We start from the raw sequence: 13,324 nt of genomic DNA, 5'->3' as shown, positions 1-13,324 counted from the left end.
AACAATTGTGACCGATGACGCAGACGTGTCTTCGGTTTGGTGCCGGCTAGGTGACTGTGAGCGCCGGCGAACCGCTTGCAGGGAGACAATTCGTCCATATGGATCGATTGAGACACGAAGGGCTGGGCATGACGTCCCAGCGCACCCGCAACCGCCTGATACAGCGGCTGCGGGACGAGGGTATCAGCAGCGAAGAGGTGTTGGATGTCATGGCGTCTACGCCGCGGCACCTGTTCCTGGACGAGGCGCTGGCCATCCGCGCTTATGAAGACACTGCCCTGCCCATTGGTTACGGACAAACCATCTCCCAGCCCTACATCGTTGCCCGAATGACCGAGCTGCTGCTGAGCCGCGCCAAGTCCCGTGCGCGGGTACTGGAAGTCGGCGCCGGTTCCGGGTACCAGACCGCAATCCTCGCCCGTCTCGTCGACAAGCTTTACTCGGTGGAGCGCATCGCACCCCTGCTGGACAAGGCGCGCGAGCGTATGCGCGAACTGGGCATATTCAACGTCGAGATGCGCCTCAGTAACGGGGGATTCGGTTGGCCGGAGCAGGGGCCTTACGATGCCATTCTGTGCGCGGCTGCCCCAGCAAGCATTCCGGACGAACTGCGTGAACAGCTGGCACCTGGCGGCGTGTTGGTGATACCGGTTGGCAGTGACTACCAATTTCTGACCATTGTGACCCGCAGCGAGGATGGCAGCCGTTTCGATGTGGAAAAGGCTGAACCGGTGCGCTTTGTACCCCTGCTGAGCGGGGTCGTGCGTTAATGGCAAAGGGGTTGATAAGAAATCGCTATTGGGGCGTTGCGGCACGGGGACTGGCCATGGGCGCCGCAGATGTTGTGCCGGGGGTGTCCGGAGGCACGATCGCCTTTATTACCGGGATCTACCAGGAGTTGCTGGACTCCATCAGTCGCATCGGCCCGAAAACCGTACGAACCCTGTTCTCTCAGGGGATAGCCGCGACCTGGCAGCAGGTGAACGGCGGATTTCTCCTGGCGTTATTCGCCGGCATTCTTACCAGTATTTTCAGCCTGGCCAAACTGATCAGCTATTTGCTGGCGAGTTACCCCATTATTGTCTGGTCATTCTTCTTTGGACTGATCCTGGCATCGACGGTACCGATAGCCAGGCGAGTGCCCCGCTGGACCTGGCAAACCGGACTGGCGCTCCTGCTGGGGGTTGCGGCGGCGATTCTTGTCAGTGAAATGCGGCCGACACAAATTGCCGCGACGCCAGTCTCGCTGTTTCTCTCCGGAGCGGTGGCGATTTGCGCAATGATCCTGCCCGGTATTTCCGGCTCCTTTATTTTGCTGATGATCGGGATTTACCCGCAGGTGATTACTGCGGTGCACCAGTTCAACCTGGTGGCCCTCGGCTGGTTCAGCGTCGGCGCCGCGTGCGGCCTCTTGTTGTTCAGCCGGCTGCTTTCCTGGCTGATGCACCGATTTCCGGCGATAACGCTGTCGTTTCTGGTCGGCATATTACTGGGCAGCCTGAAGATCGTCTGGCCGTGGAAACTGCCCGGTGACCTGGAGAGTGATAAATTGGCTCCGGCGTTGTCCAACACGCTGCCCGGTACATTTAGTGATGTCACCGGTGAGCCTTCGCAATGGTTGGGGGCAATCACGGCAGCCCTGCTGGCCCTGGTGTTGGTGCTGGCTGTTGAATGGGTGCACTGGCGCTATGTAGGCAATGTCGTACAAGAGTCATGAGCGTTTTCAGACACAGAAGGTGCTGATCGCTTAACCTTTTTTTGCCGATAGCCGCAGGGGTTTTTGATAATTATTATTCTCATTCTGGTTTCCTGCTGTGAAAGAATCTTTGCGCAGTTTTTTTTACCGGTTGGGGTCGATAAAACAGCAGATTTCTTTAGACACTTTTTCCATAAATGCCCCCCCTTGATGTAAAAAGAGAATAATGAAACGGCGTTTTTTTCTACATTTTACGGCCAATCCTGACGCCAATCTGGGGTGCAAAGCGCGCCTTTTGGCCGCTTTTTACTGTCGCCTGGTTTTGGTGACCCTCTGCTGTTTTTTCGTCATTTCGTGTTCCAGTAACCTGGCACCTACCAGCTCGCTCAACCAGCCTCCGAGCCAGAAAATTCGTCATCACCTGGTCAGTAAAGGTGAAACCCTGTATTCCATTGCCTGGCGATACGGCAAGGATTTCAAAGAGTTAGCGGCGATAAACGGGATCCGTTCGCCATACCAGATTTATCCCGGCCAGCGCCTGAGCCTCGCCGGTCAAGCGGTTCCAGTGAAGCGGACGACTGTCACGAAAACGTCATCGGCCGTCAGTCGGCCTGCCCGCAAGCCGGTAAAAGTGGCGGCAAAGCCGGCGAGCAAACCTGTCAAAAAAACGTCAATTCCGGCCAAGGTGAGATCCAGCATCAAATGGCAGTGGCCGGTACGGGGTCCGCTGATCTCCCGATACCAGCCCAACAACCCCCTGCGAAAGGGTGTTGATATCGGAGGTGAAAAGGGGGAATCTGTTCAGGCAGCGGCGGATGGCACAGTGATTTACGCCGGAAGCGCACTGAGAGGTTACGGTAAGCTTTTGATCATCAAGCACAGCGAGGAATTCCTCAGTGCTTACGCCCACAACCACAAGTTACTCGTGGGAGAGGGTACGGCGGTCAAAGCGGGGCAACGGATAGCGGAACTGGGTTCGAGTGGTACCGACCGCAATATGCTTCACTTTGAGATCCGTAAAGATGGTCAACCTGTGGATCCCTTGTCTTACCTGCCTTGACCGGAGCGAAGATCTGCCTGTCTAACGCTGTTGTGCAATAAAAATGGATTTTTATTAACACCACTTGAGGTAGTCACCGGGAACGGCTGTAACTGCCCTGCAGTGACCTTACTCACCACGCGATCATACCAGCGCAACGGTGAGGTGCCGGGAACGGAGGCTGTCGCAAAGACAGTGACCAGTTCAGTAACCGCGAACTGTCTATGCGGCTGACACAGGCAAAGTACAAGGAGTTGGGGAAATGGAAGCACAACGTCACGATCAGCTGGACTTCAACGCCAGAGCAGATCTTACTAGTGAGGCATTGGATAACGAGGCATCCTCCAGTACAGAAACAATCTCGAAACTAGGCCGCGTCCGGAGCAAGGCGGCAAAAAAAAACTCCGAAACTTCATCTCAAAAAGTTCCTGCCCAGAAGACATCCATTCGTAGGCTCGATGATACCCACGGGCAAAAGAACCTGGACGCAACCCAGCTTTATCTCAACGAAATCGGTTTTTCTCCGCTGCTGACAGCGGAAGAGGAAGTGTACTACGCACGCAAAGCGTTACGCGGTGACGCCGCAGCTCGCAAGCGTATGATCGAAAGCAACCTCCGACTGGTTGTAAAAATTGCGCGGCGCTACGTCAGTCGTGGCCTGGCGTTGCTCGACCTTATTGAAGAAGGCAACCTGGGACTGATCCGCGCGGTGGAAAAATTCGACCCCGAGCGAGGCTTCCGCTTTTCAACCTACGCGACCTGGTGGATTCGCCAGACGATCGAACGGGCCATAATGAACCAGACCCGTACCATCCGGCTGCCGATTCATGTGGTCAAAGAACTCAACGTTTACCTGCGCGCTTCACGCGAATTGGCGCAAAAGCTCGATCATGAGCCCTCCGCAGAAGAAATCGCCAATCTGTTGGAAAAACCGGTAGAGGATGTGGAGCGAATGCTCGGGCTCAACGAGCGCGTAACCTCCGTGGACACGCCAATTGGCCCCTCATCGGAAAAAACACTGGTTGATACGATTCCGGATCAGCAGGAGTCCGATCCCGCTGAACTGCTCCAGGATCAGGATCTCTACGAGAGTATTGACCGCTGGTTAAGCGAACTCCCGGATAAGCAGTGTGAGGTAGTTTCCCGCCGCTTCGGCTTGCGAGGCTTTGAGCCCAGCACCCTGGAAGAGGTCGGGCGTGAAATCGGACTTACCCGTGAACGTGTACGCCAGATTCAGGTTGATGCCCTGAAGCGCCTGCGGGAAGTGATGGAAACACAGGGGCTGGACGGCATGTCGTTGTTTGCCAACCTGTAAATAGCAACGGAAGAAACTGCAACAAAAAACCCGCACATTGTGCGGGTTTTTTTATGCTTATTTGAATGGCACCAAGGGATCTTACTTCTGCTTCCAGCGGCCCAGGTTATCCTGGTAGTACTCCCCTTTGGGCAGCCGGGCCTCGAGTTTTTCCGCGGCGCGAGCGGCCACTTGGGAAATATCAATATTGTTGCGCTTGGCGATCGCAGCATATTCCTTTTGACGCTTGGCGTTGACTTCAGCCACCAGGCGCTCCACTTCCGGCGTTCCCTGCTGCACTACGGCCACATAGCCACTGTTGGCTTCGCCGACGATTCCCTGTGTCTGGGCCTCTTTCAGCGTGACTGCGCTGGCGGGCAGGGAAACCATTACGCAGAGTGAAAACAGTGTCGCAATTAGTTTTTTCATAGATATGTCCTAAAGAGTATTCTCCATTTCCCCGGAAGACGCTGAGGATCGGGTAGCGATTCAGCCTCAGAATATGCCTTCTTTGTTCTCGAACAGATCATCCAGCTCTTTGTCGACTTTGACCCGGATCTCATGTTCTATCTTCACATTGAGGTTAACGGTAATCGGTTCACTGGGCGCCTGTACCGCGACCGTCGGGGTGCAGGCTGATAACAGGGTTGCGCTGCACGCGAGCGCAGCTGTTATTGCCGGCAGCTTGATAAATCCTGCTTTGGTCACATAACGCTCCTTACATGATTAGGGGGGATGAAACGTTCCCTACCTTTGTTGTTCACTATAGATAGTGCCAGATTAACGCTTCCTGAACAGCCTGCAAACCGGTGCGAATACACGCCCCTTTCCTGTTTCGCGGGGGTGAGCCCCCGGCTACTGCATGGATTTTTCCAGCACGTCCGTCAAATCCCGGCTCGCCTGCAGGGACTTCAGCATGCTCGGGACATTGTTTTCCAGATTCAGGTTGATAATCAGGTCGCGATTCGCATCGACCGCGCTGCTGCGTCCGGTCAGCTTCAGGTTCAGTTTCAGGTCGCCGCTGAGGGGGTAGGTAATGGTTCCGCGCATGTCCCGATAGTTGTAGTCCTCCAGAGCCCCCGCGATCAGCTTCAGCTGTGGATTACTGGTGAGCATACTGGGTGAAAACGCACCGTAGTACCGCAGGCGCCCGCCCGGTGGCCGGGCGCTCAGTGTGCCATTTTCTATGGTTACGCCCTGTTTATCGACGGTGATTGGCATTTTTGCGTCCAGCAGGCCGGTGGCGACAAAGTTTTCCGCGTCCATTTCCTTCGCTAACGCCGCGAGAGATAGCCCTGTAAATGAAACCAGGGAATGCCTTTGGGCACCGTTCAGGTTCCAGGTCAGTACTTCTGAAGTAAGTGCCCCTTGCAACATTTCACCAGAGAATTCCGTCAACGTCAGATCCCCGCTTTCAGTGAGTCTGAGCCTGAAGTTCAGGTTTTCCAGCGGAAGCCCCGCATCCAGTTTCTGGATCTTTACCCGCTTGCTCTCGGGCGTGACCCAGTACTCCCCGGATTGGGTAAGGGAGATTTCGCTGTCGATCCCGACCGCAAAGATATCCCCGAAACTGATGCCCACGGAATCCAGAGCAGCATAAATCCGGTTGGCTCTTCCCGTTTTGGTGTTTTCATTTGGCCAGTAGATCGTGCCAGTAGCTGTGAGCTTCCCATCCACGATATCCACAGGCAATCCCTGGACGGACTGGCTGAGGGGCGACTGTGGATTAAATGAGGCTTCCGGAACTTTGAACCTGAGCTCGCCAGCGGACCTTTCAAGGTTGTGCTCCCAGGTGGTCTCAATCTTCATGCCTCCGCTACTGACGTGGCTGGTGCCCCGGACCTGGTTCTCCCCCAACTGCAGGCTGCCCGTCGTATCAAGGGTTGCCCGGTATGGCCCGAGCCCGCTCACTGTAAGGCTGTCTGAGCGGTAATTGGCTTTGGCATGAATGCCTTTTGCCTGCTTGCTGACTGCGATTTTTTCAAAAAAAACTGCCCCAGCGATCGTGGCATCCGGCACTGCTAGCGGCGCCAGGCTCAGGGCGATCTGGTCAGATCGACAGACCGGATCAGTTTTGTCCAGGCTGCAGTTGACTGACTGTGAGAAAATTTCCGGCTTTTCAATGGCAACCTCGCCAATCTTCAGGAAGTCGGCTGCTGCGTTGAATGTGGATAACTGGATGTTGCTTGCGTTATTTTGCTTGCCGTCTTTATCTGTCAGGTTGCTGATGCTCGATTCGAGGGTGATTTCTCGAGCCTCGAAATCGGCCTCCTTGATCTTCAGGGTCGAAAGGTTGGCAACAAACTGCAGGCTGCACTTTGATTGCACAAGGTCGCTGCAGGTCAATTCTTTTATCGTGCCGGCCAATTTTGGCAGCGTGTTGTCGGATGCCTTCTTTCCCGCTGGGGCGGAAGGTTGGGAATGAACCGCAAGGCTTGTGAGTTCCAGCTTTAACGGAGCAGGCCAGCTGGGCGCGGTTAACGTGGCTATCTCATTCAGTGTCAGTTGTATGGCGGCATTTGGCCATCCGATTCTGGTCAGGGGATTGTCGGCTCCTGGAGGGGAAACGTGCGTGGCGAGCGTACTGCCGGGCTGTATTTGGAGTCGGATATCATTGAGAACGAGATCTTGCAGGTTGCTGAGATTTTCCAGCGGCGGCAGTTTTGCAGTTCCGGTGAGCTTTAACTCACCAGTGAACTTCTCCAGCTGATAGCCCGCCAGTAAAGTCTGCATCCAATCCCGGGAAACCAACTGGTTGATACGGCTCAGATTGACGGCACCATTTACCGCAATGTCCTGATTTCCGGTGCTACCCAGTGCAATATCTGCCGTGATCCAGTCGGTTTCCGTTCCCTGCACCACGGTGTCCACCGTAACCGCGAGCTTCCCTGTCGCCGACGCGAACTGGAGAGGCGTCACGCTCGCCAGTTCCATTGTTAGGGGAAGCGTGCTGTTTGCAGTTATTTTCAGTGGTACAGCGATATAGGGGTTGATGGGCGGAAGGGCCCACTGCAAATGGTCCGCTTCGAGGTTGGCAACGAACTTGCGGTAGCCATCCAGGGTCAACACGGAATCTGGAAGTTCACCCTGTAACTGCAGCAGCAAATTGCCGCTGGCAGGCGACTCGGGCAGCGCCGCGAGCGCATTCAGGCCGATCTTTCTGGCCATTTTTTCCGTATTTTCCAGGGCCGCACGCAGGTTACCGGCCATTTGCCAGTATTTCTGGTTTTGTGAATCGTCGGGACCGGGCGGTGTAAACCTGAGTTCGGCCGCGAACGCCTGCTGGTTATCGTCGGTTGCCCGAATGTGTAATTTCGTCTGATCTTGCGTACTTGCCAGTGCTGCAGACAGGCGACAGCCGCTGCATTGGCTATGGCTTAGTTGACCGTCAAATTCATTGCCTCGCCTGGTGAGGTTCAGGGTGAAGGCACCGGGAGCCATATCCGGCCACTCTATGGATTGTACGTCGATTTGCTGAAGCCCCAGTGACTTAAGCCGTTGCAGGGTTTGGCTGAGCAATAGTGGCTGCTGTTCTTCGTTTTTTGTTTTAACCCGTCGGTTCGTCGGATTCGCGCCCTGGCCGGCACTGGTGCCGGGTTCCTGCCGCCGTTCGCTGTTATCGCGCGGGGAGGAAGTGTTGCCGGAAGTGCGGGCCTGCGCGGAAACGTTCGCCTGGTCGATTACCAGTTTTGCCCCGCGCTTACTTTCCTTAACCCCAGAGTTGCCTGCCAGGGCAAACCAGTCAGTAAGCCTGAGGTTCCGGAGTTCCAGCTCCCGGCCACCGGGAAAGGCAATACGCAGGCGCGCAATCGTGATGCTTTTTCCCCAATCCGTTAGCTCAAATTGCTCCACCTTGCGAATTTCCACCGGACCCAGCCAGTTATTGGCCAGTGCCGGTAGCCACTGATGCCGGCTTTGCCACCCATATACTCCACCGAAGACCAGGGCGAGCAGCAGGCCAATGGCAATGACTCTGGTTGTGGTTAGGTTGGGGGAAAACTTGGGCACTGATACCTCGGCAAGGCCACAGGTGATTGACTTGTGATTCAAGGGCGAAACGTAGAGACTTGTTCAGAGCATAACGACGGGGGAAGTATTTGTGAAATTCACCATGACAGTTTTACGTGGTTGCAGCCGTCTGGCGCTCGGCGCGGCCGTTGCTCTGGGCAGTATTGCCAGTGCCCAGGCCTATGACAGGGTAAACGGTGAAGGGTTCGCCAGCCGTTCGCCAGTGTTGGCCACTCAGGGGATGGCGGCAACAAGCCAGCCGCTGGCCACCCAGGTGGCACTCGACGTCCTCAAGCAGGGCGGCAGTGCGGTGGATGCGGCAATCGCCGCCAACGCAGTACAGGGACTGATGGAACCCACCGGGAACGGCATAGGCGGCGATCTGTTCGCTATTGTCTGGAGCGCGAAGGACAAGCGTCTCTACGGGCTGAACGCCAGTGGTCGCTCGCCCAAGTCGCTGCCGTTTGAGTATTTTGCCAACAATGGTCTGGACAAGATTCCCTCCCATGGGCCTTTGCCGGTTTCCGTGCCGGGTGCCGTGGATGGCTGGTTTGAACTGCACAAAAAGTTTGGCCGCCTGCCAATGAAAAATCTGCTTGAGCCGGCGATTCGGTACGCCAACGACGGCTTCCCGGTGACCCAGCTGGTGGCCTACTACTGGAATCGCTCGGTGCCCGTTCTGAGTAAATATCCGGGGTTCCGCGACACCTATATGCCCGATGGCCGCGCGCCGAAAGAAGGCGAGATATTCCATAATCCCCGCCTGGCGAAAACGCTGCACAAAATTGCCGAAGGCGGTCGGGACGCGTTTTATAAGGGCGATATCGCGCGGGAGATTGATGCCTATATGAAGGCGAATGACGGCTTTCTTTCCTACGAGGATCTCGCCAGCCACAAGTCTGAATGGGTGGAGCCGGTTTCGACCAACTACCGCGGCGTAGATGTGTGGGAGCTGCCGCCGAACGGGCAGGGTATCGCCGCACTGCAGATTCTCAACATACTCGAAGGCTACGACCTTGCGGCACTCGGCCGCACCAGCCCGGAGTACGTGCACCTGTTTGCCGAAGCGAAGAAGCTGGCCTTTGAGGATCGTGCCCGTTATTACGCGGATCCTGCCTTCAACGAGTTGCCGGTCAAGCAGCTGATTTCCAAAAAGTACGCCAACGAGCGCCGCAAGCTGATCAATCCGGAACGCGCCGCCAAGCGCTACGACGCCGGTACCGTGGCGCTGCGCCACGGGGATACGATCTACCTGACCACGGCGGACAAAGAAGGCAACATGGTGTCCCTGATCCAGAGCAACTATCGGGGCATGGGCTCGGGTATGACACCGGGGGAACTGGGTTTCATCCTCCAGGATCGCGGCGAGATGTTCAGCCTGCAAGAGGGCCATTTTAACCAGTACCAGCCCGGCAAGCGCCCGTTCCACACCATTATCCCCGCATTTGCCACGAAAGATGGCAAACCCTGGTTGAGTTTCGGGGTCATGGGCGGCGCTACGCAGCCGCAGATGCACGCGCAGATCATCATCAATATGGTGGATTTTGGTCTCAATGTGCAGGAAGCCGGGGACGCCCCGCGGATATTGCACAGTGGCTCCAGCCAGCCCACGGACGAACTGATGGAAGACGGCGGCTACCTCAGCCTGGAAGACGGGTTCCCGATGGAAACCCGGCGTAAACTGGTACAGATGGGCCATCAGATCCGTTTTGAGAGCGGCCCTTATGGCGGTTATCAGGCAATTATGCGCGACGGGCAGGGTGTGTATCACGGTGCCTCGGAAAGTCGCAAGGACGGTCAGGCAGCCGGCTATTAAGGCGTATTACCCCGCTGTAGGCGGGCAGAACCCCAACCCATTCAAATAACAGACCGAAGTATGAAAGAAGCACAACCACGCACTGTTTACCTGAAAGACTATCGTGCACCGGATTACCTGATCGATCACACGCAGCTGCACTTCGAGCTGGAGCCGCAGGCAACACTGGTCAAGTCGACACTTGGCGTGCGGCGTAATCCGGCGGCGGAGAGCTCCGGCGCACTGCCCCCCCTGTGGCTCGATGGCGTTGACCTGGAGCTGTTGTCCGTTGCTATCAACGGCGAGCTGGTTCCGGCGCAGCGATACCGGGAACTGCCCGGCGGACTTGAAATCGATGTGCCGGGGGAAAACTTCGAGCTGGAGATCTGTACCCGCATCAACCCGCAGGCCAACACTTCGCTCGAAGGGCTCTACCTGTCCAACGGCATGTATTGCACCCAGTGTGAGGCGGAAGGGTTTCGCAAGATCACCTATTACCCGGATCGACCGGATGTCATGTCGCTGTTCACCACCACGATCGTGGCGCCGCCGACTTATCCGGTATTGCTGTCCAATGGCAACAAGGTGGCCAGCGGCACCACGGACGACGGAAGACTCACCGTCACCTGGGAGGATCCATTTGCCAAGCCGGCGTACCTGTTTGCGTTGGTCGGGGGTGACCTGCAGTGGGTGGAAGACCGCTTTACGACCGCCAGTGGCCGCGATGTGAAACTGCAGCTGTTTACCGAGGCGAAAAACATCGGTAAATGCGCCCATGCAATCACGTCCCTGAAGCATTCCATGCGTTGGGATGAAGAGGTCTACGGGCGAGAGTACGACCTGGATATCTTCATGATCGTCGCGGTCGACCATTTCAACATGGGTGCGATGGAGAACAAGGGCCTCAATATTTTCAACTCCGCATGCGTGCTCGCCAGCCCCGAGACGGCGACCGATGCGGCGTTCCAGCGGATTGAGTCCATTGTCGCGCACGAGTATTTCCACAACTGGTCCGGTAACCGGGTGACGTGCCGGGACTGGTTCCAGCTGAGCCTTAAGGAGGGCTTTACTGTCTTCCGCGACGCCGAATTTTCCGCGGACATGAACTCACGCGCGGTAAAACGCATTGAGGATGTCACGCTGTTGCGCACCTCACAATTTGCCGAGGACGCCGGCCCCATGTCACATCCGGTAAGGCCGGATTCCTACATGGAAATTTCCAATTTCTACACCCTAACCATCTACGAAAAGGGCGCGGAAGTAGTCCGCATGATTCACACCCTGCTCGGCGCCGAGGCCTTCCGTCGTGGCAGCGACCTGTATTTTGAGCGGCACGATGGCTGTGCCGTAACCTGTGAGGATTTCGTGCGCGCAATGGAAGATGCCAATGGCGCAGACCTCCAGCAGTTCCGCCGCTGGTACAGCCAGGCCGGCACGCCGGTGCTGGAGGTTACAGATGCACACGATGCCGCCAGCGGCACCTATCGCCTGACGATCAGGCAGTTCACACCGGCAACGCCGGGGCAGGAAGAGAAGCTGCCGCTGCACATACCGGTGGCGATTGGTCTTCTCGACGACAAGGGGCAGGACTTGCCAATCGCTGAGGATGGTTCCGGCACTGTGATCCTGCATTTGACCGAGGCCGAGCAGACCTTTGAGTTCAACCAGGTCGCCACGCGCCCGTTGCCCTCTTTGCTGAGACGGTTCTCGGCGCCTGTCAAACTCCGCTATGGCTATTCCGATGCACAGCTGCAGTTCCTCATGCAGCACGACAGCGATGCGTTTAACCGCTGGGACGCCAGCCAGCGACTGGCGCTGAATGCGCTGTCTGAGCTGCAGGCACAATACCGCACGGGTGTACCCTTGCAGACCCCGGAGCAACTGATTGCCGGCTTCCGCAGTGTGATCAGCGATACCGCGCTCGACCCTGCGCTGGTGGCAAAAATGCTGTCGCTGCCCTCGGCACAGGAGCTGGCGGAGCAGGAAGGGGAGATTGATGCGGCCGCCATTATCGCGGCGCGGGCGTTTACCCGCGACGCGCTTGCCGACGCGTTGCACGATGAGTTTATGGCGCGCTTCAAGCAGCTGGATATCCGCAAGCCCTATGCACCGAATGCGGGCGACATTGCCGAGCGCAGCCTGAAAAATACCTGCCTGGCGTATCTGTGTGCGAACGGTACTGCACAGGCCCTGGATCTCGCCCGGGCACAATTGGATCGCGCGGAAAATATGACCGACAGTGCTGCAGCGCTGGCGGCGCTGGTTGAATTCGCCCCCGAAAGTGAAGCGACGACGCACCTGCAGGCATTTTACGATCGCTGGCAGCAGGATACCCAGGTGGTGGAGACCTGGTTTGGCCTGCAGAGCAGCAGCGCCAATTACGGAACCCTGGCGCGAATCAAGCAACTGATGGAGCACCCGGCGTTTGAGTTCACCAACCCGAACAAGGTGCGTGCGGTGATTGCCGGATTCTCCGCGCGTAACTTTACCCAGTTCCATCGCGAAGATGGTTCGGGTTTCGAATTCCTCGCCGATCAGGTGATCGCACTGGATAAAGTCAATCCGCAGATTGCATCACGGCTGGTGACGCCCCTCACGCGATGGCAGAAATACCGGGAGGAAGAAGGGCAGAAAATGCGCGCTGCGGTGCAGCGGGTGATGGAGTCTGGTGAACTGTCCCGGGATCTTTTTGAAGTGGTCAGTAAAAGCCTCAGTACGCGCTAAGGCTTTTTGCTGCGTTTCTTCGAGTGAACACGGCGGCTACCGGATACGGTTGCCGCTGTTTTTTTCTCTACCCAGTTCCACCAGCCAGAGGTCTCCTGATACCAGGCTCAGCTCGGTGCAGGAAGTGTAATCCGGGTGAAACTGCGCAACGCGGTCGTCACCGCGGATAGCTGCAACAACCGAGTTGATCACCATAAAGTGACAGAACACCAGCGTGGTTGCCATGGTATCTGCGCCGGTACAGGTACTGCCCAGTTGCCGTAGAAACGCGATAGTCCGTTCCCGCCAGACCTGTTGCGCCGGAGTGATCGTACTCCAGCTGCTGTGAAGCAGCGCCTGTATCCACTTGCCTCGTTCTGCCAGTGGCAAACCCTGGGGCGAGGGAATTTCAATCACGGCAGGTTCTTCCACAATTTTCTTTTGCCAGGCAGAAGCCGTGGGAATCGCCGTCTGTAATGCTCGCGTCTTGGGGCTACTGACGAGACCGACGCGTTCCGGTTCGGGAAAAAGTTGGCTGAGCTGTTTACTGAGGCTTTGGGCCTGCTGGTGGCCGGTGGCTGTCAGACCGGGATCCGCATCTTCAGGTGACTTATCCGCCTCGCCGTGCCTGATCAGGATAATTCTGTGTGCATTTCCTTCCATATTGATTCCATGTTCCCCCAGCGTACTGCTGCTTCGCCCGGCTCTAAATATCGTTAATTTCCGGTAATTTTACGCGCTCTTGCGGCGAATGACAGCGGCGGCTGCAACGTGGGGAATAGGGCAATG

Annotated in this window: 10 protein-coding genes; 6 read left to right on the top strand and 4 right to left on the bottom strand. The window is 56.7% G+C overall.

From position 1 onward, the window contains the following. Positions 1 to 98 precede the first annotated feature (98 nt). The 4 genes from ACNKU7_RS06705 to rpoS all read left to right on the top strand — a co-directional run bounded on the left by ACNKU7_RS06705 (position 99) and on the right by rpoS (position 4,050). Positions 99 to 770, top strand: a complete 672-nt coding sequence (locus ACNKU7_RS06705) for a protein-L-isoaspartate(D-aspartate) O-methyltransferase (protein WP_418296200.1) — start codon at positions 99 to 101, stop codon at positions 768 to 770. Next, positions 770 to 1,717 (top strand): DUF368 domain-containing protein, encoded by a 948-nt coding sequence (locus tag ACNKU7_RS06700; protein ID WP_418296199.1) that lies wholly within the window; start codon positions 770 to 772, stop codon positions 1,715 to 1,717. The genes ACNKU7_RS06705 and ACNKU7_RS06700 overlap by 1 nt, the downstream gene beginning before the upstream one ends. 274 nt (positions 1,718 to 1,991) lie before the next feature. Then, positions 1,992 to 2,756: a peptidoglycan DD-metalloendopeptidase family protein gene (locus ACNKU7_RS06695; protein WP_418296198.1), complete on the top strand. Its 765-nt coding sequence runs from the start codon at positions 1,992 to 1,994 to the stop codon at positions 2,754 to 2,756. A gap of 241 nt (positions 2,757 to 2,997) precedes the next feature. Next, entirely contained in the window at positions 2,998 to 4,050 is a 1,053-nt protein-coding gene (gene rpoS, locus ACNKU7_RS06690) for an RNA polymerase sigma factor RpoS (protein WP_418296197.1), read from the top strand. 81 nt (positions 4,051 to 4,131) lie between these two features. Here rpoS and ACNKU7_RS06685 read toward each other — a convergent pair whose 3' ends face one another. The 3 genes from ACNKU7_RS06685 to ACNKU7_RS06675 form a co-directional block, all read right to left on the bottom strand. Further along, positions 4,132 to 4,458: a YdbL family probable chaperone protein gene (locus tag ACNKU7_RS06685; RefSeq protein ID WP_418296196.1), complete on the bottom strand. Its 327-nt coding sequence runs from the start codon at positions 4,456 to 4,458 to the stop codon at positions 4,132 to 4,134. Between the two features lie 66 nt (positions 4,459 to 4,524). Next, a complete protein-coding gene (locus tag ACNKU7_RS06680; protein ID WP_418296195.1) occupies positions 4,525 to 4,737 on the bottom strand; it encodes a YnbE family lipoprotein in 213 nt (70 codons plus the stop codon). Positions 4,738 to 4,884: 147 nt separating this feature from the next. After that, positions 4,885 to 8,037 (bottom strand): intermembrane phospholipid transport protein YdbH family protein, encoded by a 3,153-nt coding sequence (locus tag ACNKU7_RS06675; protein ID WP_418296194.1) that lies wholly within the window; start codon positions 8,035 to 8,037, stop codon positions 4,885 to 4,887. Positions 8,038 to 8,140: 103 nt separating this feature from the next. Here ACNKU7_RS06675 and ggt point away from each other — a divergent pair, with 103 nt between their 5' ends. Both ggt and pepN read left to right on the top strand, forming a co-directional pair. Beyond that, complete coding sequence (gene ggt / locus ACNKU7_RS06670; RefSeq protein WP_418296193.1) at positions 8,141 to 9,853, top strand: gamma-glutamyltransferase; 1,713 nt, start codon at positions 8,141 to 8,143, stop codon at positions 9,851 to 9,853. Between the two features lie 60 nt (positions 9,854 to 9,913). Further along, complete coding sequence (gene pepN / locus ACNKU7_RS06665; protein ID WP_418296192.1) at positions 9,914 to 12,556, top strand: aminopeptidase N; 2,643 nt, start codon at positions 9,914 to 9,916, stop codon at positions 12,554 to 12,556. Positions 12,557 to 12,592: 36 nt separating this feature from the next. Here the strand turns inward: pepN and ACNKU7_RS06660 are convergent, their stop codons facing one another. Further along, positions 12,593 to 13,198: a histidine phosphatase family protein gene (locus ACNKU7_RS06660; RefSeq protein ID WP_418296191.1), complete on the bottom strand. Its 606-nt coding sequence runs from the start codon at positions 13,196 to 13,198 to the stop codon at positions 12,593 to 12,595. Between the last annotated feature and the right edge of the window lie 126 nt (positions 13,199 to 13,324).

Source organism: Microbulbifer weihaiensis (genome assembly GCF_048323715.1).
Lineage (GTDB): Bacteria > Pseudomonadota > Gammaproteobacteria > Pseudomonadales > Cellvibrionaceae > Microbulbifer.
This window is presented reverse-complemented; position numbering and strand designations above follow the sequence as displayed.